Genomic DNA, 21,021 nt, shown 5'->3' on the forward strand with positions numbered 1-21,021 from the left:
GACGGGGGTGACGGGGTGACGGGCTGACAGGGGCTGATGGCCCAGCCTCCCGGGCAGGAAGACGATGGGACATCTTCCGAAGATCCAGGGATATTCATCGGCTCATTCGATCTCCCTAATGTTGAGCACAGAACAGGAACCCACCCCACCAGCAGGGAGAAACACACCATGCGCGCTGTCATCCAGAAGTCCTTCGGAGGCCCCGAGGTCCTGGAGGTCGTCGAGACCGAGCGTCCCACCCCCCTCATGGCGGAGGTCCTCGTCCGCGTCCACGCCAGCAGCGTGAACCCGGTGGACGTGGCCGTCCGCTCCGGCGCCTACCCGCTGCTCGGCGAGCCGCCCTTCGGTGTCGGCTGGGACATCTCCGGCGTCGTCGAGGAAGCCGGTGCCGGGTCCCGCTTCAAGCCGGGCGACGAGGTGTACGGCATGCCGTTCTTCCCGCGCGCCGCCACGGGCTACGCCGAGTACGTCGCCGTGCCGTCCCGCCAGGTGGCCCGCAAGCCCGCCACCCTCGACCACGTGCACGCCGCCGCCCTCCCGCTCGCCGCGCTCACGGCCTGGCAGGGGCTGGTGGACGCGGCCGGGCTCACCGAAGGGCAGCGGGTGCTGATCCACCGCGCGGCCGGCGGCGTCGGGCACCTCGCCGTGCAGATCGCCAAGGTCCGCGGCGCCCACGTGACCGCCCTGGCGAGCGCCCCCAAGCACGACTTCGTCCGGAGCCTGGGCGCCGACGAGGTCATCGACTACCGCACCACCGACTACACCGAGGCCGTCAAGGACGTCGACGTCGTCTTCGACTCCTCCTCCGAGGGCGTGCGCGCCCTCGAGGTCCTGCGCCCCGGCGGCACGCTCGTCAGCATCATGGAGCACGGGGACCGGGAGCTCGCCGCCCGGATCGAGGCCGTCGGACGCCGCTTCGCCGGCATCGCCGTCGAGCCCGACTACGCCTCGCTGGAGGCGATCGCCGCCCTCGTGGACGCCGGCCGCATCCGCCCGCACGTCGCCGAAACGTTCCCGCTCGCCGAGGCCGGCAAGGCCCACGAGGTCGTCGGATCGGGCCGGACCCAGGGCAAGGTCGTCCTGACCGTCGACTGACACGGAAAGGGCGCACGGAACGGCCCGTAGGCTGGACGCCGGACAGGGACAGAAGACAGCAGGGGGAGGGGACGGCGATGGACATCCTGACCGAGGCGCTGAGCTCGATGCGGACCGGCCGCCCCAGCTCCGTGCGCACCAACGGCCTCGCGCCCTGGGGCCTGCGCCTCTCCCCGGTCGCCGGCGCCGGCTTCCACGTGGTGCTCTACGGCACCTGCTGGCTCGTCCCCGAGGGGGACCCGGCGGACGTGCGGCCGATCGCCCTCAGCCCGGGAGACGTGATCTTCCTGCGCGACGGCCGGGGGCACGTCCTCGCCGACCACCCCTCCACCCCGCCCCAGGAGACGGCGGGGGACGGGGAGGTCTGCCCGGACGCACCCCTCGGCACGGTCACGATCGGCGCCGACGGCCCCCGCACCAGCCTGCTGTGCGGCCACTACCACCTGGACCAGGGGCGCCCCCACCCCCTGGTGCGCCAGCTCCCCGAGATCATCCACCTGCCCACCCGGCACGGCCGCCACGCCGAACTGCAAGCCGCCGTCCAGCTCCTCGGCTCGGAGCTGGAGAACCCCCGCATCGGCTCGGCCGGCATCATCCCCGCGCTGATCGACTCGCTGCTCCTCTACATCCTGCGCGCCTGGATCGAGGACCAGCCGCCGGCGGACGCCAAGGGCTTCGCCGCCGCGCTCAGCGACACCGCGGTGGCGCCGGCCCTCGCCGCCGTCCACGAGGACCCGGCCGCGCCGTGGACGGTCGAGTCCCTGGCCGGCCGGGCGGGCCTGTCCCGCGCGGCCTTCGCGCGCCGCTTCACCGCCCTCGTGGGCGAGCCGCCCATGGCCTATCTGACCCGCTGGCGCATGACCACGGCCGCCAAGCTGCTGCGCGAGTCCGACGCCCCGCTCACGACCGTCGCGGCCCGCTCCGGATACGGCTCCGAGTACGCCTTCGCCAAGGCGTTCAAGCGCGAGTACGGCCTGGCCCCCGGCGGCTACCGCCGCGACTTCCGCGCCGCCTGAGGAAGCCCGCGGAAGGCCGGCTGACCGTACGTAATCAGCCACCTCAGCCACCGCCCACACCGCGGCATAGCGGACATGGCCATCCGCCCTCACCTGTGCCTCCAGCCCGGATCGGGCCGTACGGACCCGTGCCGTCCCGGTGGCGCAAAAGCGACGGTACGGTCCCCATCGTCTCGACCAACATCATCGCGCGCTGCTTCACTTGCGCCGCGGGAGCTCCTGGTAGTCCGAACGGGCTAATCGAGGGGCTCCTTCTTGACGCACGTGCCCAGAGGGGAAGGACCGGGATGTCGACCGCAGCGCACCGGCAGCAGCAGGAGCAGCCCGAGCAGCAGACGGGCCGGGCACAGCTCAGCCTGGGGATCGCCGCCGCGCGGAACCTCGCGACCACCACCAAGACCGCCCCGCTGGTGCAGGGCACCAGCTCGCGGTGGCTGCTGCGCACCCTGCCCTGGGTGGAGGTCAAGGGCGGCGCGTACCGCGTCAACCGGCGCCTGGTGTACGAGGTCGGCGACGGCCGGATCACCTTCGTCCAGGAAGGCGCCGCGGTCAAGGTCGTCCCCGCCGAGCTGGGCGAACTGCCGCTGCTGCGCGGCTTCGACGACGCCGGGGCGCTGCGGGCGCTGGCCGAGCGGTGCCGGCAGGAGGAGTACGAGCCCGGCCAGGTGATCGCCGAGCGCGGCAGCCCCGTCGACCACGTCTACCTCATCGCGCACGGCAAGGTCGAGAAGGCCGGCGCCGGCAAGTACGGCGAGGAGACCCGCCGCGGCGTGCTCGCCGACGGCGCGTTCTTCGGCGCCCGGGCCGTCGCCGAGACGCCGGGCACCTGGGAGTTCACGGCGCGCGCGATGACGGCGTGCACCGTACTGACCCTGCCCCGGGCCGCGTACGAGGAGGTGGCCGGCCGCAACGAGCGGCTGCGCGCCCACGTCCGCCGGCGCCAGGCCGAGCAGGCCCGCCCGCAGAACAAGAAGGGCGAGGCCGACATCGCCCTCGCCTCCGGCCACACCGGCGCGCCCGTGCTGCCCGGCACCTTCGTCGACTACGAGCTCTCCCCGCGCGAGTACGAGCTGAGCGTGGCCCAGACCGTCCTGCGGGTGCACAGCCGGGTCGCCGACCTCTACAACGACCCGATGGACCAGATCGAGCAGCAGCTGCGGCTCACCATCGAGGCCCTGCGCGAGCGCCAGGAGTCCGAGCTCGTCAACAACCCCGAGTTCGGCCTGCTGCACAACGCCGACCACAGCCAGCGCATCTCCACCCACTCCGGCCCGCCCACCCCCGACGACATGGACGAGCTGCTCAGCATGCGGCGCGGGACCAAGGCCTTCTTCGCCCACCCCCGGGCCATCTCCGCCTTCGCCCGCGAGTGCAACAAGCGGGGCCTGTCCTTCGACAGCGCCGACGTGGGCGGCCACGCCGTGCCCGCGTGGCGCGGCGTGCCGATCCTGCCCTGCGGCAAGATCCCCGTCTCGGAGGAGGGCACCTCCTCCATCCTCGCCATGCGCCTGGGCGAGGCCGAAGAGGGCGTGGTCGGCCTGCGGCAGACCGGCATACCCGACGAGTACGAGCCCGGCCTGAACGTGCGGTTCATGGGCATCAGCGACCAGGCCCTCATCTCCTACCTGGTCAGCACCTACTACTCGGCGGCCGTCCTCGTGCCCGACGCGCTCGGCGTCCTGGAGAACGCCGAGGTCTTCCACACCCCGTCCTGACGGGCGCCGCCCACCACCGCCCCCGGAACGGAGAAGAAGAACCGGTGTCACTGCTGTCCCGGATCACCGCGCCCACGGCCCGGCACGACGCGGCGCTGCTCGCGGCGGCCCTGCTCGCCCGCCAGGGCGTCCCGGCCGCGCCCAGGGCGCTCCGGCCGCCCACCGGGCCGACCGGCCTCGGCACCTCCGCGGCCCGCGTCGCACCCCCGCCGCCGGCCGCGCCCACCCCTGCGTCCGCTGCCTCTGCTGCCTCCGCTGCCTGTTCCTCGGTCTCCGCTTCCGGCGTCCCGGAGCTGTACTGCCCGCCCGCGCTCCGGGACGACCCGGCCCTCGGCCGGGAGGTCAACGACCGGCTGCTGGCCTGGGCCGGCGAGACCGGCATCTACGCCGGACGGCTCGACCGCGTCCGCGCCGCCGACTTCGGGCGCCTGATGATGCTCGCCCACCCCGACACCGACGACGCCGACCGGCTGCTCGCGGCGGGCAAGTGCGCGCTCGCGGAGTGGGCCACGGACGACTACTACTGCGACGACGGCGCCGGACCCGAGCTCCTGGGCTCGCACCTGGGGCCCGCCTACGCGGCCTTCGACCCCGCCCACCTCCCCGCCCGCTACGCGCCCGCCTGGGAACGCGAGATGCGCGCCGACCCCGTCCGCGTCGCCCTGCGCTCCGGCCTGGAGCACCTGGCCCGCTACGCGGAGCCTTCCCAGCTGAACCGGCTCCGCCACGAAGTCGCCGTCCTCTTCGTCGGCTACGGGCAGGAGGGCTCCTGGCGCTCGCGGGAGTACGTGCCCACCGTCCCCGAGTACCTGGCGCACCGCCAGATCAACAGCTTCCTGCCCTGCATCGCCCTGGCCGACGTGGTCGGCGGCTACACGCTCCCCGCGGGCGAGTACGCCGATCCGCGCGTGCGCCGCGCCGTCACCATGGCGGCCACCGCGGCCACGCTCGTCAACGACCTGTACTCCATGACCAAGGAACACCACGCCACCGGCGTGGAGTTCAACCTGCCGACCGTGATCGCCGAGCAGGAGCGGTGCTCGCCCCGCGAGGCGATCGAGCGCAGCGTGGAGGTCCACGACGAGCTGGTGCGCACCTACGAGGCCGAGGCGGCCGCCCTGGCCGTCACCGGCTCGCCCCAGCTGCGCCGCTTCCTCGCCGGGGTGTGGGCCTGGCTCGGCGGCAACCGCGCGTGGCACAGCGGCAGCCCCCGCTACAACAACGCCTGAACCACCCGCTTCACCTTCCTTGCCCGTTCCAAAGGAGCACGACCATGTCCAGCGCCCCCGCCCCCGTCCTGCGCACCGCCTACCAGAAGTCCGTCGCCGAGTACTGGAACAACGAGAAGGACCCGGTCAACCTCCGGCTGGGCGACGTCGACGGGCTCTACCACCACCACTACGGCCTCGGCGACTACGACCCCTCCGTCCTGGAGGGCCCCGAGGCCACCCGCGAGGCGCGCATCACCGAGGAGCTGCACCGCCTGGAGTCGGCCCAGGCCGACGTCCTCCTCGACCACCTGGGCCCCATCGCCGCCGACCAGCGCGTGCTGGACGCCGGCTGCGGCCGCGGCGGCACCAGCATCATGGCCAACGCCCGCTTCGGCTGCCGCGCCGACGGCGTCTCCATCTCCCAGGCCCAGGTCGACTTCGCCAACGAGCAGGCCCGCAAGCGCGGCGTGGCCGACAAGGTCGGCTACCACTTCGCCAACATGCTGGACACCGGCCTGCCCACCGGCGCCTTCCAGGGCATCTGGAACAACGAGTCCACCATGTACGTGGACCTGTTCGAGCTCTTCGCCGAGCACGCCCGCCAGCTCGCCTTCGGCGGCCGCTACGTCGTCATCACCGGCTGCTCCAACGACGTCACGGGCGGCCGCTCCAAGGCGGTCAGCCGCATCGACGAGCACTACACCTGCAACATCCACCCCCGCAGCGCCTACTTCAAGGCCATGGCCGCCAACGGCCTCGTGCCCATCAACGTCGTCGACCTGACGGCCGACGCGATCCCGTACTGGGAGCTGCGCGCCCAGTCCTCGCTGGCCACGGGCGTCGAGGACCCCTTCCTGACGGCGTACAAGGAAGGCAGCTTCCACTACCTCCTCATCGCCGCCGACCGCATCTGACCGGCGCGCCCCGCGCCCTCCCAGATCCTGCGGTACGCCGCGCGGTAGCCGGGCGGGTCCCAGGACGTGGCGCCGCCGCTGTTGGCGGCGGTGGCGATGTGCACGGGGGCCACGTACCCGCTGGCGGGCGCGCCGGCGAAGGCCCGGTTGAACTCGTCGACGATCTGCCAGCCCTGCTCGGAGAGCGCCTCGGGCACCGTGGCCGCCTGGAACTGGCGGCTGTTGATGCGCTGGAAGGCCGACGGGTCGCCGTCGCCCGCGCCGATGTTGTACGGCGCGCCCGCGCCCTTCCTGCGGGCCGCGCGCAGGGCGGGCGCGGCGTCGGCGAAGTACACGTCGTTGATGGCGACGGAGTGCGTCCACCGCCGCGGGAAGCGGGAGAGGAGCGAGGAGACCTCCTGGGGCGTCCGGCTGCTCGTGTCCGCGAGCGGGACGTTCTCCTCCGCGAGCAGCCGCACGCCCGCGCACGTGCCGAGCTCCTTCGTGATCAGCTCGGACTTGTTCCTGGCGAACGGGATCGAGGCGTCGGTGAACACGACGACCCCGGCGGCGCCGTGCCCGTGCGCGATGACCCAGTCCGCGCTGATCCGCGCGACGTCGCCGACCCGCGTGGTGACGTTGGTGAACAGCGCGGGGTCCCTGCTGGGGCCGGGGGAGGCGACCGCGTGCCAGCCGACGAGCGGGATGTGCTCCGCCCCGGCCTGCGCGACCTGCTGCGACGTCAGGTGGGGGTCGAAGCCGGCGATGACGATGCCCGCGGGCCGCAGGGCGACGGCCTGGCCGAACGCCGCCTGGATCCCGGCGGGGGTGCCCTGCCCGTCGATCACCCGGACGCGCCAGCCGATGGCCCCGGCCGCCTCCTGCACGCCCTGGGCGACGCCCGCGACGCCGGGGTTGGTCATGGACTGCGCGACGAGGACGAGCGACTTGCCGGGCACGGCCCGCGGCCCGGCGGCGGGCCCGCCCCACGCGGAGTCGGTCCGCTCGGCCCGCCGGACGGCCGCCTCGGCCCTGGCCAGGGCGGCGGGGCAGCCGCTCCTCGCCGGCGTCTCCAAAGGAGGGACGGGGCCGGTCGACGAGCCGCGCTCGCAGCCGGTGAGGGCGGCGACGGCCACGGCCAGGACGACCGCGCCCGCCGGCACGGCCGTACGGTTCACGATCCGGCTCCGTGGCGCAGCTGCCGGCGCGCCGCGTAGCCGGCCAGGCCCACGGCGATGAGCAGGGTGGCGCCGTTGAACATCGGGGTGACCCAGAAGCGGGCGCCGAGCTGGCCGATGCCGGCGAGGCCGATGGCGAGGACGGTGACGGCGACCAGTGTGCCCAGGGCGTTGGCGCGGCCGGGCCGGATCGCGGTGGAGCCGAGCAGCGCGCCGACGAAGGCGGGCAGCAGGTAGTCCATGCCGACGCTGGGGTTGCCGGTCTGCTGCTGCGCGGCGAGCAGCACCCCGGCGAGGCCGACGACCAGACCGGAGGCGGTGAAGGCGCCGGTGACGTAGCGCCGCGAGGGGATGCCCACGAGGTCGGCGGCGCGCGTGTTGGAGCCGATGACGTACAGGTACCGGCCCAGCGGCAGCCGCTCCAGGAGCAGCCACAGCACGGCGGTCAGGGCGAGGACGTAGAAGGCGGAGACCGGCAGGCCGAGGAACCGGGAGTCGTAGAGCGCGGTGAAGCCGGCCGGCAGGCCGCCCGGGCCGGGGACGATCCGGGCCCCGCCGGTGATCCAGCCGGTGAAGGCGTACATGATGCTGCCGGTGCCGAGCGTGGCGATGAAGGAGTCGATCCGCGCGAACTCGACGACGGCGCCGTTGACGGCGCCGACGGCCGCACCGCCCAGGACCACCGCGAGGCAGGCGGCGGGCCACGGCCAGTGGCCGGCGACGAGGAGCTGCATCATCACGACGTGCGCGAGGCCCAGGCCGTAGCCGATGGACAGGTCGAACTTGCCGGTGGCGATGGGGACCGTCGCGCCCAGCGCGAGCATCGCGGGGATCGACTGGTTGGACAGGACGGCGGAGATGTTGTCCAGGGTGGGGAAGGTGTCCGGCAAGGTGAGGGAGAAGGCCGCGAACAGCAGGACGGTCAGGGCCAGGAGGCCGTAGGCGCCGATGAGGTGCCCGATCCGGTGACGGACCGCGGGACGGCGGTTCGGAGAGGCCATCGTCACGGCGTCCCGGTGAGGGGCGCCATGGCCGAGGCCGCGTGGGTGAGCGCGGCGACGGTGAGAGCTTCGCCGCTCAGCTCGGCCGTCGCCTGCCCGCGGACGAACACCAGGGCGCGGTGGCACACGCCGGCGACCTCCTCGAAGTCGGTGGAGAGGAGCAGCACGGCGAGGCCGTCGGCCAGGGCGTGCTGGAGCAGGTGGTAGATCGCCGCCTTGGCGCCGACGTCCACGCCGGCGGTCGGCTCCTCCAGGATCAGGAGGTTCCGGTGGGGTCCGAGCCACCGGCCGATCATGACCTTCTGCTGGTTCCCCCCGGACAGGGTGGCGATCGGCACCTCGCTGTCCGGGGGACGCACGGCGAACCGCTCCATGAGGACCGTGGCCTCGGCGCGTTCGCGCCAGGGGCTGATCCAGTGGGCGCTGCGCAGCCCGCCGGCCCGGGGGTTGGCCAGGAAGTTCTCCCGTACGGTCAGCTCCGCCGCGCAGCCCTCCTCCAGCCGGTTGCTCGTCACGAAGCCGACGCCGGCGTCCACCGCGGCGGTGACCGTGCCGGGCCGGTAGGGCCGGCCGTCGAGCACGGCGCGCCCGCCGAGCAGGGGCCGGGCGCCGGCGAGGGCGCGGCCCAGCTCCATGTGCCCGGCGCCCGTGAGGCCGACCATGCCGAGGATTTCGCCGGCGCGCAGCTCCAGGCTGACCGGCCCGGTGTGCTTCGTCCGCACGCCGTCCAGGCTGAGGACGGGCGGCCCGGGCGCGGGGGCGGTGAACGCGTAGCCGCGCGGTTCGTGGCCCACGATGTCGTGCACGAGCCGGGCCGGGGGATAGCCGGCGAGCGGGCCGTGGCTGACGATGCGTCCGTCGCGCAGGACGGCGAAGGCGTCGGCGACCTTGAACACCTCGTCGATGCGGTGGGTGACGAAGACGACGGCGTGCCCGCGGTCGCGCAGGGTGTGCAGGACGTCGAAGAGGCGGGCGCAGTCGGCCGCCGGGAGACTGGCGGTCGGCTCGTCCAGCACGATCAGCCCGGCCCGGGTGGCCAGGGCGCGGGCGATGGCCACCAGGGAGCGCTCGGCGCGGGTGAGGCCGGAGACGACGGCGTCCGGGTCGAGGTGGGCGGCGACGATGCCCAGGGCCTCGGCGCACTGCCGGCGGGTGCGCCGCCAGGACACCAGCCCCGCGCGGCGGGCGTATCCGGTGCCCAGCGCGATGTTCTCGGCGACCGTCATCCACCCGACCAGCCCGAGGTCCTGGTGGATGAACGACATGGCGCGGGAGGCCGCCTCCGTGCCGAGCGGGTGCCCGGCGACGGTCACCTCGCCCGTGTCCGCGCGGTGGACGCCCGCGAGCACCTTGATGAGGGTGGACTTCCCCGCGCCGTTGGGGCCGAGCAGGGCCAGGACGCTGCCGCGGCCGATGTCGAGGTCGACCGCGTCGAGCGCGAGCGTGCCGCCGAACCGCTTGCCGAGACCGCGGATGCGGACGAGGGGCTGGGAGTTCCGCACGCCCGTCATGCTACGGCCCCTTTCGCCCCGTATGCCGGATGGCCCGTCAGATGGCGGGGATGTCGTCGAGGTCGATCCGCAGCGCGGCGGGACCGGCCTTGCCGCCCGGCACCTCCAGCGCGCACTCCGCCCAGATGACCTTGCCCTCCGGGGTGTAGCGGGTGCCCCAGGACTGGGAAAGCTGGGCGACGAGGAACAGGCCGCGGCCGCCCTCGTCGGTGGCCGCCGCGTGGCGCAGGCGCGGGGAGGTGCTGCTGGTGTCGGCGACCTCGCAGGTCAGGGCCCGGTCGTAGAGCAGGCGCACCTGGATGGGGCCGGAGCCGTAGCGGATCGCGTTGGTGACCAGCTCGCTGAGCAGCAGCTCGGCGGCGAAGGCGGTGTCCTCCAGCCCCCATTCGGCCAGCCGGCGGGTGACGGCGGCGCGGACGGAGGAGACCAGCGCAGGGTCGGCGGGCAGGTCCCAGGTGGCGATCCGGTTCCGGTCCAGGGCGTGGGTACGGGCCACCAGCAGGGCGATGTCGTCCTCCGGGTGGGCGGGGACCACGGCCTCCAGGACGGCGCGGCAGGTGTCCTCGGGCGGCCGGTTCGGATGCGACAGCGCCCGGCGCAGGTCCTCCAGGGCCGTGTCGAAGTCGCGCCGGCGGTCCTCGATCAGCCCGTCGGTGTAGAGGACCAGCTGGCTGCCCTCGGGCAGCAGGAACTCCGCCGTTTCGAAGGGGAGGCCGCCCAGCCCCAGCGGAGGGCCGGCGGGCAGCTCGGGGAAGGAGACGAAGCCGTCGGGGCGCACCAGCGCGGGCGGCGGGTGACCGGCCCGGGCCATCGTGCACTCCTGCGTGGTGGGGTCGTAGATGACGTACAGGCAGGTGGCGCCGATGATGCCGGGGATGCCGGCGACGGGGTCGCCGCCGCCCTCCTCGCGGTCCAGGCGCCCGACGAGGTTGTCGAGGTGGGTGAGGACCTCGTCCGGCGGCAGGTCCAGCTCGGCGAAGTTGCGCGCGGCGGTGCGCAGCCGGCCCATCGTGGCGGCGGCGTGCAGCCCGTGGCCCACGACGTCGCCGACCACGAGGGCGACGCGGGCGCTGGAGAGGGGGATGACGTCGAACCAGTCGCCGCCGACGCCGGACTCGGCGGGCATGTAGCGGTGCGCGACCTCCACGGCGTTCTGCTCGGGGAAGCCCTGCGGCAGCAGGCTGTGCTGGAGGGCGAGGACCATCGCGTGCTCGCGCGTGTAGCGGCGGGCGTTGTCGATGCAGATGGCGGCGCGCGTGGTGAGCTCCTGCGCCAGCGCGCGGTCGTCGTCCCCGAAGGGTGCGGGGTCCCGCGCGCGGTAGAAGCTGGCGATGCCCAGGGCGATGCCGCGCGCGAGCAGCGGGACGGCGATCAGGGAGTGGACGTTGTGGGCCAGGATGCGCTGGGCGGCCGCGGGGTCCTGGGTGACCCAGCCCGGGGCGTCCCGCAGATCGGGCTCCAGGACGGTCCTCCTGCCGGTCAGGCAGCGCAGCTGGGGCGTGGTCGGCTTGAGGTGGACCCGCTCGCCGACGGGGTAGAAGGGGCAGTCGCCGCGGATGCCGTGGACCACGGTGCGGTGGAGGCCCTTGGCGGGGTCGGCCGGTTCGTCGCCGCGCAGCACCGCCTCGGGGAGGTCGATGGTGACGAAGTCGGCCAGGCGCGGGACGGCCATCTCGGCGAGCTCGCGGGCCGTGCGGGCCACGTCCAGGGTGGTGCCGATCCGGGTGCTGGCCTCGGACAGCAGCTCCAGGCGGCGCCGCGCCGCCACGGCGTGCTTCCCCACGCCCGGCTCGCCGACCAGCAGCAGGCTGCCGGCCGCGGAGGCGCCCGCGGCGGCGCCGGGGGCTGCCGGGCCCGGTGCGCGGGCCGTCGCGGCGGGCCGGCCGGGGGCGGTGCCGGGCGGCCGTCCCGGCAGCGGGACGAAGCGGGCTAGGGCCTGCTCGGCCAGGAGGCCGGGGGCCGCGGCGGCCGCGGGTCCGGGTGCGGCTCCGGCGGCTGCGGCCGTGGCCTCGGGTGCGGTCCCGGCTTCGGCGGCGACTGTTTCGGTGGCGACCGTGAGGCGCTGGTGCCGTGCGTCGAGGAACGCCTCCACGACGACGCCCTCCACCCCGGAGGCCGTGGTCACCGGGCGGCTCAGCAGGGTGACCCGCCGCCCGCCGGGCAGCGACACCTCGACGGCGGCCCGCTGGGCCGACGCGATCAGCTCGGTGGCCCGCTCCTCCAGGATCATCCGGTCCCGCCAGTCCAGGCCGCTCGCGGCCGCCGGCTCGCCCAACTGCCCGTTGACGGCCGCGGGCCCGGCCGGCGCGCGGAGCCTGGCGTCGACGTACGCCTGGAGCAGGGCGCGCTCGCGTACGGAGCTCTGCTCCAGCAGCCGCCGCTCGATGGCGCCCGCCGCCTTGCGGATCACGACGTCCAGCGCCGCGTCCGCGTCCGTCCGCGGGAAGCCCAGGCAGAGGACCCCTTCTATGCGGCCGTTGAGCAGGTCCCGTACGGGGATCGCCGCACACGCGTTGGACTGGGAGCGCTCGGCGAAGTGCTCGGCGCCGTAGACGTTGACCAGCTGCCGCTCCGCGAGGGCCAGGCCGATGCCGTTGGTCCCGGCGTACTTCTCGGCGAACACGAAGCCGGGGACGCTCTGGATCGCGGCCAGCCGCCGCACCAGGGAGGTGTCCCCGAAGCGGCGCTGGAGCACCGCGCCGCGCCCGTCGGCCAGCGCCACGTTCATGTTGCGGCCCGCGAACCGGGCCTGGAGGCGGTCCAGCACGGGGCCGGCCGCGCGCACGAGGCGGCCGTCGAGGTCGAGGTCCGGGAAGTACGGGAGTTCACAGCCGTCCGGGGAGAGCCCCAGGGACCGGCTCCGCTGCCACGAATCGAGGATCGGGTTGCGCACGGCACCCTCGACCGGCACGCCGGCGAAGAACTGCTCACGGGCGAGCACGGGGCCGGTGTCCTCCGTGACGAGCCCCATCCGCATCACTTCCCCGTACGGTCCGCACGCCTGCACTGATGTTCCATTTTAGAACTTCCCGGACATATCGGATCCCGTGGTTCCTTCCGTGGTTGTTTCCGCGGTCGTCTCTCCAGGGCTCTCCCTGGTCACAGGACGGCGACCGGGTTGACGGGCGAGCCCGTACCGCCCGGGATGTTCAGGGGGGACACGAGGAGCAGGAAGTCGTAACGGTCCGTGCCCGCGCAGGCGGCCGCGAGCTCCTCGACGTCGAGGTTGTCCAGCAGCGGCACGCCCATCGCCGCGACGGCGAGCGTGTGCACCGGCGAGTGCACGCCCTCGACCGGCGACGGCCGCACGTCGCTGTCGCCGTCGCCGCCCAGCAGGGCGATGCCGCGCTCGGCCAGCAGCGGCACGGCGTCCACGTGGAGCCCCGCGCAGGCCGCGTCGGCGTCCCAGGGGCCCAGCTCCCGGCGGCGCCGGAAGCGGCCGGTCCGCAGCAGTACGGCGTCGCCCTCGGCGATCTCCACGCCCAGCGCCTCCTGCGCGGCGGCGATGTCCGTGGCGTGTACGGCCTCTCCCGGCTCCAGCCAGGCTCTTCCCCGCACGGCGGGCAGGTCCAGGAGCACCCCCCTGGTCACCAGGGGGCCGAGCGCCGCGACGCTGCCGAAGCGGGCGCCCGCGGCGCCGACGAGCTCCCGCGCCGCGCCGCCCCCGTAGAGCTGCCCGCGATAGGCGACGTGGGAGAGGGCGTCCAGGTGGCTGATGCCCTTGCCGTGGTAGTCGGCGCCCACGAAGTCCTTGTGCGTGGAGGGTTCGGGGGCCTCGACGTCACCCAGGTCGGACATGTAGTGCAGGGCGGGCTTGCGGTTGTCCGGGCCGGACGCCGTGTCCCACGGCCGGCCCAGCGGGACGACGGTCCCGGACCGCACCAGGGCGGCCGCGCGCCGGACGTGAGCCGCGCCCACCCGGTTCCAGGCCCCCCGCCCGGCGGGCTCCCAGCGGCCCCACGCACACACCCGTTCGAACATCGCGTCGAACTCCCGCCGGGAGACGGCGGGGCCGTTGCTCGTCGCGCTGCTCATCCCCCCATTCTTCGACGGCCCTGCCCGCGGCGCGCGCGGGCAGGGTTCACCCCCCGGGCCTTCTCACGCCGTCATACGGTGACCACGATCTTGCCGGTGAACGTGCTGGAGTCCATCAGGCGGTGCGCGTCCGTGATGCGCTCCAGGCCGTCGAAGGTCTCGGCGATCACGGGCGCCAGCGCGCCGCTCGCCAGGCCCGAACCGATGAAGGCGGCGGAGCGGCGGCGGTAGGCCTCCTCGCGGGACAGGACTCCGTTGCCGTACGCGTGAACGGTGAGCGGCCAGTTCATCGACAGCTGGATGGGACGCGGGTCCAGGAAGCCGTAGGCCACCATCGTGCCGCCGGGGGCGAGCGCGTCGCCGAGGGTCGCGAAACCCGGGCCGCCCACCCCGTCGAAGGCCATCCGGGCGCCCCTGCCACCGGTGATCCGCTTGACCTCTTCGACGAGGTCCTGGGAGCCGGTGCTGACCACATGGGCCGCACCGAGCTCCAGCAGCAGCTCCCGCTTGGCCTCGCCGCGTGTGGTGACGATCGGGATCGCGCCCGTTCGCAGGGCCGTCTGGATCGCGGCCGTCCCCGTGCCGCTGGAGGCGGCCGTGATGATCACGTGGTCGCCGGGGGCCAGCCCGCCGGTCTCGACCATGCCGCCGTACGCCGTCGAGTACGACAGCCACGCCGCCGCGGCCGTGACCGTGTCCACGCCCTCGGGCCGGTGCACCAGCGACGTCTGGTGCAGGACGGCGTGCTCGCCGTACACCCCGTGGACACCGAAGTCGAAGTTGGCCACAGCCATCACCGGATCGCCCGGCGCGAACGCGGTCACGCCCTCGCCGACCGCCTCGACCACACCGGCGGCCTCGTAGCCGAGCCGGGAGCCGGGCAGCGTCGGCTGGTAGTAGTAGCGGCCGGCCCGGAACAGGGCCTCGGCCCGGTTGAGGCCGATCGCCTCGACGCGGAAGAGGACTTCGCCGGGCCCGGGCTCTGCCAGCGGAACCTCCTCGATCTTCAGGACCTCGGGGCCGCCGAGCTCGTGGAAGAGAACGGCCTTGGTGACTGCCTTGACTGCGGGGGAAGTTGTCATATGAACGACCGTACGGAGGAGTCGGGAGACGATCCATATCTGAAAGCATCCTGGTTATGTCCCAGCGTCTCGCGATCATGGCGGCAGGGTGCGATCGCGGCGGTAGGGTGCCGCCATGGACGTACTGAGCGACGCGATCGCCGTCATGCGCAGCGGGCGCCCCCACTCCTCACGCTCCGTCAAGCGCGGGCCGTGGGGCGTCCGTTTTCCCGCATCCGACGGGGCCGGGTTCCACGTCGTCCTCCAGGGCTCGGCCTGGCTGCTGCCGCCCGGCGACGGCGAACCCGTCCGGCTCGGCCCCGGCGACGTCGTCTTCCTCGCCCACGGATACGGTCACGGTCTCGCCGACCACCCCGCGACGCCCCTGGAGGACGCGCAACTGAATCCGGACGGCTCCTGGCCCGAGCTCCGCGACCACGGTCCCGTCGCCGGCGACGACACCCTCATGCTGTGCGGCGCGTACCGGCTGGACCGGGCACGGGCCCACCCGCTCTTCACCGGCCTGCCGCCCTTCATCCACGTCCCGGCCCGGGTCGGCGCCCATGACCGGCTGCACTCCGCCGTGGAACTCCTCGGCGCCGAACTGGCCGGCCCCCAGCCCGGCAGCGACGCCATCGTGCCCGCGCTCCTCGACACCCTGCTGCTGTACCTGCTGCGCACCTGGTGGCTCGCCGAGCGCCCGGAAGCGCCGGCCGGATGGACGGCCGCCCTCGGCGACCCGGCCGTCACGGCCGCCCTGCACGCCATCCACGACGACCCCGCGAGGCGGTGGACGGTGGAGGAACTCGCTGCCCGGGCGGCACTCTCCCGCGCCGCCTTCGCCCGCCGCTTCACCGCCCTGGTCGGCCAGCCGCCGCTCGCCTACCTGACCTGGTGGCGCATGACGACCGCGGGCCGCCTGCTGCGCGACGGCGACGCCCCGCTGCGCTCCGTCGCGCAGCAGGCCGGCTACACCTCGGAGTTCGCCTTCGCCAAGGCCTTCAAGAGGGAGTTCGGAGTGGCGCCGGGCCGGTACCGCAAGGAAGGGAGTGCCCGCCCGGCCTGAGCCGGGGGCGGCCGGCCGCCCCGGTCACCCCGCCCTCCTGCGCCCCTTCACCAGAGCGCACACGACCAGCAGTGCCGCCCAGGCCCCCGTGCACAGGACCTGCGTACGGGAGTCCGGTTCGAGGGCCATGACCACCAGGACCGCGCCGATCGCGAGCAGGGACAGCCGGGTGAGGTGCGGGAACAGCCACATGCGCACCGGCGGCTGCGGATCCCCGCGCCGGGCGCGCCGGCGGCGCAGGCGCAGCTGGGAGAGGCCGATGAGGAACCAGACGATCAGGATGATGGCCCCCACGGCGTTGAGCAGGAAGCGGAAGACGGACTCCGGCCAGACGACGCTGAGGACGACCGCCGCGAAGCCGAACGCGGCGGAGGTGAGGACGGCGTTGCGCGGGACCCCGCCCGGCGTGACGCGGCCGAGGGCGCGGGGCGCGTCGCCGCGGTGCACGAGGGAGTAGAGCATGCGGGAGGAACCGTAGATGTTGGCGTTCATGGCCGACAGCAGGGCGACGAGCACCACCGCGTTCATGACGTGCCCGGCGCCGGGGACGCCCATGCGTGCGAGGGTGCCGCTGTAGGGGCTGGTGCCGGCGGTGCCGCTGTCCCAGGGCAGCAGGGTGACGATCACGGCCATCGAGCCGATGTAGAAGAGGCAGATGCGCCAGACGACGCTTCTGGCGGCGCGGCCCACGGCCCCGACCGGATCGGCGGACTCGGCGGCCGCGATCGTGACGGTCTCCAGCCCTCCGTAGGCGAAGACCGCCGCGACGAGGCCGAGGGCGAGCCCGTGCCAGCCGTGCGGCAGGAAGCCGCCGTGGCCGGTGAGATGGGCGGTCCCCGGCGCGGCCGAGCCCGGCAGGAGGCCGGTGACGGCGAGCGCCCCCAGCAGCAGGAAGACGCAGATGGCGGCGACCTTCAGGCCGGCGAACCAGAACTCCAGGTCGCCGAAGCGCCGGACGGCGGCGAGATTGCTGCCCGTGAAGGCGGCCATGAAGAGGGTCATCCACACCCCGCCGGGGACGCCGGGAAGCAGGCCGGTCATGATGTCCGCCGCTCCGATCGCCTCCGCGGCGACGCTGACGACCAGGAGCGACCAGTACAGCCAGCCCGCCGTCAGACCCGCCCAGGGGCCGAGCGCCTTGGCCGCGTGCACGGAGAACGACCCGGTGGCCGGGTCGGCGGCGGACATCTCCGCCAGCATCCGCATGACGAGCAACACCAGGCCGCCGGCCAGGACGTAGGCGACGACGATCGCGGGCCCCGCAGACCTGATCCCCACCCCCGAGCCGACGAACAGGCCCGCTCCCACGGCACCGCCCAGCGCGATCATGGACAGGTGGCGCTGCTTGAGCCCGCCCGGAAGCGCGGTGCCCGGGGTGACCGGGGTGACCGAGCCGGCCGGGGCGGGCCGGCCGGTGTCGGCGGGGGAGGGTGCGAGCATGCTGACCGTCCTGGGGCTCGAGGGAGGCATGGGCGTGGAACCACTACCTACCGATCAGCCGGGCGCGGCACCCTTCCGCGCGGCCCGCTCTGTCAGGTCGGGGGAGCGAAGCGGTCGATGAGCGCGGTGACGCCGGCGGCGAGCTGCTCCTCGCCGCCGCGGGCGGCCAGCCCGGGCCCGAGGGCCCGCAGCCGCGGGAAGTCCTTGACGGGCAGCCGGTGCAGCCCGAGCCGGAAGGACGGCTCGGGCTCGTCCGGATTGTCCACGACCTCCCGGAGCTCGGTGACGATGTACCCCAGCACCCAGGAGATGAAGGCCCGGTACAGCTCCAGCGTGGCGCGCTCTCCCAGCTCGGCCCGCTCCAGCCGGGTCAGCAGCCGCTCGTGGGCGCGCAGCACCGCGGGCGGCCGCCGGGTCAGCGGGACGGTGAACGGCCGGAGCGCCATCAGCGGGACGACGTGCGGGTGGGCGAGCGCGACGCGGTACATCGCCCGGGCGACGCCGACGAGCGCCTCGCGCCACGGGGGAGCGGTCTCGGCGTCCCCGGCGGCGAGGGCCGCCGGGCCGAACGGAGTGCCGCTCAGGCTCTCTTCCAGCTCTATGAACAGCCTCTCGACGAGGCAGTCGAGCAGCTCGTCCTTGCTGGGGGTGTAGCGGTAGAGGGCCATCGTCTCGACGCCCAGCTCGTCGGCGACCCGGCGCATGCTCAGGCCGTCGAGACCCTCGGCGTCCACGACGCGCAGCGCCGCGCCGACGACGCGGTCCCTGGTGAGACGGGGGCGGGCAGCCATGGCGACGGCCTCCCTTGACATGGGGACAGGCCAGGTTGAACCTGTACATATACAGCATAAACGGAAACGACATGTTTACGAGGTAAATATGCCACGCATCCTGTGACCGAACCGATCCCGTGAGTGATCGCCATGAGAAACACCTGCACGCGGCCCTGTCCGGTGCCGCTGTCCCCCGACGCGCTGGCCCGCCTCTACGCCCGGTACCTCGACCTGGCGGAGCGGGGCCGGCTGCCGAAGGGCACCACCTTCGAGGACTACTACTACGTCTGGCGCTCCGCCCGGCGCGGCGAGAAGCGCGTCGGCCTCGACGACGGCGCCGCCGGGGTCGGGCCGGCCTTCGCCGGCCGCGAGCTCATCACGCCGCCGTCCAAGAAGCTGAAGGGCGTCATCCACACCCTGGTGCTCCTGGTGGACTTCCCCGACCGGCCGCACGACCCGGACCACCGCCCGGGCCACTACGAACAGTTGCTGTTCAGCGCGAACTCCCTCCCGACCGGCAGCATGCGCGACTACTACCGCACGGTGAGCGGGTTCCAGTCGTTCAGCGAGAACGGCATAGACGTCCAGGGCGAGGTCCACGGCTGGTTCCGCCTGCCGCAGCCGCTCTCCTTCTACGCCGACGGGAACTCGGGCCTGACCGAGGAGGGGTTCCCCCGCAACTCCCAGGGAATGGCGCGGGACGCGGTCCGGCTCGCCCTCGAAGCGGGCGTCGACTTCACGCCGTTCGACGTCCTGGACGAGAAGATGGTCACCGCCCTCTTCATCGTGCACGCGGGCCGCGGTGCGGAGGAGATCGAGGGCCCGGAGGGCCGTGACGAGATCTGGAGCCTCAAGTGGGGCATCCCGGACGGCATCAAGGTCGCTCCCGGGCTGAAGGTGGAGACCTTCCTCACCGTGCCGGAGGACTGCGCGATGGGCGTGTGCGCCCACGAGTGGGGCCACCTGGCGGCGCGCTGGGCGGACTACTACGACACGGGCGAGCTGGAGGCCACCAAGTCCAACGGCCTCGGCAACTACTGCCTGATGGCCTCGGGCAACTGGGGCAACCACGGCCTCACGCCCACGCTCCCCAACGGCATGCTGCGCATGTTCCACGGCTGGGTCACGCCGCGGAGCATCGCCGCGACGACCAAGGACGTGGTGCTGCGGCCGGCGGCGGAGACCGGCGACCTGCTCTTCGTCCAGAACCCGGACACGATGACGGACTTGCAGTACCTCATCGTCGAGTACCGGCGCCGCCGGGGGCAGGACGCCGCGGCTCCCGACGAGGGCATCGCCTGCTACGTGGTGGATCAGGCCATCGCGGACGTGAACCGTGAGAACCGGCTCGCGATCGAGCTGATGCAGGCCGACGGCAAGCGCGACCTCGGCGCGATCTTCGGGCGCGGCAACCGGGGCGACTCCGACGACCTCTACCCCTCCCTGGGCAACGCGACCCTCGGCGAGAGCACGAGGCCCGCGCTCAACCTGCCGAACGGGAAGTTCTCCGGCGTCACCATCGAGGTGCAGGGGAATCCCGGGGATAAGGAGATGGGCGTCGACATTCACATGGAGTGAGGCTTACGCGGCGCGTCCCGGGCAACGCGGAGTAAGGGGAGAGGGGGAAACCGCAGACCCGGATCGAAGGGATAGTCACATGAATCGCCACATGGACTGGCGACAGTACGCCGCGTGCCTCCACGAGGACCCCGAGCTCTTCTTCCCCGTCGGGAGCCGGGGCCCCGCGATCGTCCAGACCGAGGACGCCAAGTCGGTCTGCCGCCGCTGCCCGGTGCTGGAGAGCTGCCTGCGCTGGGCGCTGGAGTCCGGGCAGGAGAGCGGCGTGTGGGGCGGGACGAGCGAGGCCGAGCGGAGGTCCCTGCGCCGGGCCGCGGGGGCCCGGCGCGGGGCGTCACCCGCGGGGCGGGTCCGGCCGAAGGGGCCGAAGGGTCAGCCGAAGAACTCCAGGAGCGCGCGCGTGACGGCCTCCGGCTGCTCCTCGACCAGGTAGTTGCGGCTGCCCTCGATCTCGGCCATGCGCACGTCGGTGCCCTGCTGCGGGAACACCTCCCGCATGTACTCGAAGAACGTCCCGTACGCGAGGCCGAGCATCGGCACGGATATCTTGTCGTACGACTCGAAGTCCGCGATGTCCTGCTGGTACGACTGGAACCAGCCCTTGCTGGCCCGGATCGCCTCGGCCGACGAATACGCCTTGGCGTAGATGTCGCGGTCCCGGTCGGTAATCGCCTCCGGGTTCACCAGGCTGAGGCCGAACATGTAGTCGATGATGTGGCGGTAGCGGCCGGTCAGGAGCTTCTCCGGGAAGTCGGCCACCTGGTTGAAAGCGAGCCACCAGCGGTGCGGGCCCTTGTCGCCGGGGTTGGGCAGCATGGGGAACTTGTAGTAGCTCTGGTCCGCGTGCGTGGTGTTGAGGATCGCCACCTTCTCGGTGGCCTCCGGGTGGTTCGCGGCGTAGGCGAAGGCGACCATGGCGCCGATGCCGTGCCCGGCGATGTTCACCTTCTCGTGGCCGAGGTGGCGGACCAGCTCCAGGATGTCCCGGGCCATGGACTTCTTCTCGAAGCCGGACTGCGGCTTGCCGGAGCCGCCCATGCCGCGGATGTCGACCGTGATCACGCGGAAGCGGGCAGCGAGGGCGGGCATGACCTTGCGGTACTCCCACCACGTCTCGGGCCAGCCGGGCAGCAGCACCAGCGGATCGCCTTGACCGCCGGTCACGTAATGCAGCCGGACGCCGTTGACCTCGGCGTACTCGCTGGTGAAACCGCCTTCGAGGGACGCCGCGAGCTCCGCGTTCAGAGCCTTCAGCTCCTCCGCGCTCGTGACCGTCGCAGCGTTCTCCGTAGGTGCCGGCACTTGCTCCCCCTTGTCGTCGACCAGTGCGCGTGGGGTGGGTTTGAAGCCCCAACTCTCTGGTGGCGTCGACGATAACAACATCCACTTCGCCGGACCAGGGGTTGTGGATCACACCGGCCCGGCCGGTTCCCCGGCGCACAGCGCGC

At 73.4% G+C, this 21,021-nt stretch carries 16 protein-coding genes and 1 pseudogene; 8 read left to right on the plus strand and 9 right to left on the minus strand.

Annotation, left to right across the window (positions count from 1 at the left end):
• Positions 1–168 precede the first annotated feature (168 nt).
• The 5 genes from PS271_RS28290 (at position 169) to PS271_RS28310 (ending at position 5,951) form a co-directional block, all read left to right on the plus strand.
• Positions 169–1,095 carry an NADP-dependent oxidoreductase gene (locus tag PS271_RS28290; RefSeq protein ID WP_398385777.1) on the plus strand — a complete coding sequence of 309 codons (927 nt, stop codon included), beginning with the start codon at positions 169–171 and terminating at the stop codon, positions 1,093–1,095.
• Between the two features lie 77 nt (positions 1,096–1,172).
• Positions 1,173–2,111, plus strand: coding sequence for an AraC family transcriptional regulator (locus PS271_RS28295; protein WP_398385778.1), 939 nt, complete (start codon positions 1,173–1,175; stop codon positions 2,109–2,111).
• Positions 2,112–2,398: 287 nt separating this feature from the next.
• Positions 2,399–3,826: a family 2B encapsulin nanocompartment shell protein gene (locus PS271_RS28300; RefSeq protein ID WP_398385780.1), complete on the plus strand. Its 1,428-nt coding sequence runs from the start codon at positions 2,399–2,401 to the stop codon at positions 3,824–3,826.
• A gap of 44 nt (positions 3,827–3,870) precedes the next feature.
• A complete protein-coding gene (locus tag PS271_RS28305) occupies positions 3,871–5,055 on the plus strand; it encodes a family 2 encapsulin nanocompartment cargo protein terpene cyclase (protein ID WP_398385782.1) in 1,185 nt (394 codons plus the stop codon).
• Positions 5,056–5,099: 44 nt separating this feature from the next.
• A complete protein-coding gene (locus PS271_RS28310; RefSeq protein WP_398385784.1) occupies positions 5,100–5,951 on the plus strand; it encodes a geranyl diphosphate 2-C-methyltransferase in 852 nt (283 codons plus the stop codon).
• Here PS271_RS28310 and PS271_RS28315 read toward each other — a convergent pair.
• The 6 genes from PS271_RS28315 to PS271_RS28340 all read right to left on the minus strand — a co-directional run bounded on the left by PS271_RS28315 (position 5,921) and on the right by PS271_RS28340 (position 14,737).
• A complete protein-coding gene (locus PS271_RS28315; protein ID WP_398385785.1) occupies positions 5,921–7,108 on the minus strand; it encodes a substrate-binding domain-containing protein in 1,188 nt (395 codons plus the stop codon). The two genes, PS271_RS28310 and PS271_RS28315, sit on opposite strands and share 31 nt — an antisense overlap.
• Positions 7,105–8,109, minus strand: coding sequence for an ABC transporter permease (locus tag PS271_RS28320; protein ID WP_398385787.1), 1,005 nt, complete (start codon positions 8,107–8,109; stop codon positions 7,105–7,107). The genes PS271_RS28315 and PS271_RS28320 overlap by 4 nt, the downstream gene beginning before the upstream one ends.
• A 2-nt stretch (positions 8,110–8,111) precedes the next feature.
• On the minus strand, positions 8,112–9,611 hold the full coding sequence (locus PS271_RS28325; protein ID WP_398385789.1) for a sugar ABC transporter ATP-binding protein: 1,500 nt from the start codon (positions 9,609–9,611) through the stop codon (positions 8,112–8,114).
• A gap of 46 nt (positions 9,612–9,657) precedes the next feature.
• Entirely contained in the window at positions 9,658–12,591 is a 2,934-nt protein-coding gene (locus PS271_RS28330) for a SpoIIE family protein phosphatase (RefSeq protein WP_398385791.1), read from the minus strand.
• A 128-nt stretch (positions 12,592–12,719) separates the two neighbouring features.
• Complete coding sequence (locus tag PS271_RS28335; RefSeq protein ID WP_398385793.1) at positions 12,720–13,655, minus strand: cyclase family protein; 936 nt, start codon at positions 13,653–13,655, stop codon at positions 12,720–12,722.
• A 71-nt stretch (positions 13,656–13,726) separates the two neighbouring features.
• Complete coding sequence (locus tag PS271_RS28340; RefSeq protein WP_398385795.1) at positions 13,727–14,737, minus strand: zinc-dependent alcohol dehydrogenase family protein; 1,011 nt, start codon at positions 14,735–14,737, stop codon at positions 13,727–13,729.
• A 115-nt stretch (positions 14,738–14,852) separates the two neighbouring features.
• Between PS271_RS28340 and PS271_RS28345 the strand changes: the two genes are divergently transcribed.
• On the plus strand, positions 14,853–15,782 hold the full coding sequence (locus PS271_RS28345; RefSeq protein WP_398385797.1) for an AraC family transcriptional regulator: 930 nt from the start codon (positions 14,853–14,855) through the stop codon (positions 15,780–15,782).
• A 24-nt stretch (positions 15,783–15,806) separates the two neighbouring features.
• Here PS271_RS28345 and PS271_RS28350 read toward each other — a convergent pair whose 3' ends face one another.
• Entirely contained in the window at positions 15,807–17,222 is a 1,416-nt protein-coding gene (locus PS271_RS28350) for an amino acid permease (RefSeq protein WP_398385799.1), read from the minus strand.
• 92 nt (positions 17,223–17,314) lie between these two features.
• Complete coding sequence (locus PS271_RS28355) at positions 17,315–18,013, minus strand: TetR/AcrR family transcriptional regulator (RefSeq protein WP_398385801.1); 699 nt, start codon at positions 18,011–18,013, stop codon at positions 17,315–17,317.
• 132 nt (positions 18,014–18,145) lie between these two features.
• Between PS271_RS28355 and PS271_RS28360 the strand changes: the two genes are divergently transcribed.
• Together PS271_RS28360 and PS271_RS28365 are read left to right on the plus strand one after the other, a co-directional pair.
• Positions 18,146–19,573, plus strand: coding sequence for a M6 family metalloprotease domain-containing protein (locus PS271_RS28360; RefSeq protein WP_398387098.1), 1,428 nt, complete (start codon positions 18,146–18,148; stop codon positions 19,571–19,573).
• Positions 19,574–19,664: 91 nt separating this feature from the next.
• Positions 19,665–19,901, plus strand: a pseudogene (locus tag PS271_RS28365) (WhiB family transcriptional regulator); the annotation flags it as partial.
• A gap of 44 nt (positions 19,902–19,945) precedes the next feature.
• On the opposite strand, the gene PS271_RS28370 reads toward PS271_RS28365, so the two are convergent.
• Positions 19,946–20,875, minus strand: a complete 930-nt coding sequence (locus PS271_RS28370; protein ID WP_398385802.1) for an alpha/beta fold hydrolase — start codon at positions 20,873–20,875, stop codon at positions 19,946–19,948.
• Between the last annotated feature and the right edge of the window lie 146 nt (positions 20,876–21,021).

Source organism: Streptomyces sp. SCA2-17, from assembly GCF_044336695.1.

What these genes read in the sequence shown, in the direction of transcription:
- PS271_RS28290 (WP_398385777.1), top strand. Translation starts at nt 169, where the DNA reads ATGCGCGCTGTCATCCAGAAGTCCTTCGGAGGCCCCGAGGTCCTGGAG.
- PS271_RS28295 (WP_398385778.1), top strand. Translation starts at nt 1,173, where the DNA reads ATGGACATCCTGACCGAGGCGCTGAGCTCGATGCGGACCGGCCGCCCC.
- PS271_RS28300 (WP_398385780.1), top strand. Translation starts at nt 2,399, where the DNA reads ATGTCGACCGCAGCGCACCGGCAGCAGCAGGAGCAGCCCGAGCAGCAG.
- PS271_RS28310 (WP_398385784.1), top strand. Translation starts at nt 5,100, where the DNA reads ATGTCCAGCGCCCCCGCCCCCGTCCTGCGCACCGCCTACCAGAAGTCC.
- PS271_RS28320 (WP_398385787.1), bottom strand. Translation starts at nt 8,109, where the DNA reads ATGGCCTCTCCGAACCGCCGTCCCGCGGTCCGTCACCGGATCGGGCAC.
- PS271_RS28330 (WP_398385791.1), bottom strand. Translation starts at nt 12,591, where the DNA reads ATGGGGCTCGTCACGGAGGACACCGGCCCCGTGCTCGCCCGTGAGCAG.
- PS271_RS28335 (WP_398385793.1), bottom strand. Translation starts at nt 13,655, where the DNA reads ATGAGCAGCGCGACGAGCAACGGCCCCGCCGTCTCCCGGCGGGAGTTC.
- PS271_RS28340 (WP_398385795.1), bottom strand. Translation starts at nt 14,737, where the DNA reads ATGACAACTTCCCCCGCAGTCAAGGCAGTCACCAAGGCCGTTCTCTTC.
- PS271_RS28345 (WP_398385797.1), top strand. Translation starts at nt 14,853, where the DNA reads ATGGACGTACTGAGCGACGCGATCGCCGTCATGCGCAGCGGGCGCCCC.
- PS271_RS28350 (WP_398385799.1), bottom strand. Translation starts at nt 17,222, where the DNA reads ATGCTCGCACCCTCCCCCGCCGACACCGGCCGGCCCGCCCCGGCCGGC.
- PS271_RS28355 (WP_398385801.1), bottom strand. Translation starts at nt 18,013, where the DNA reads ATGGCTGCCCGCCCCCGTCTCACCAGGGACCGCGTCGTCGGCGCGGCG.
- PS271_RS28360 (WP_398387098.1), top strand. Translation starts at nt 18,146, where the DNA reads ATGAGAAACACCTGCACGCGGCCCTGTCCGGTGCCGCTGTCCCCCGAC.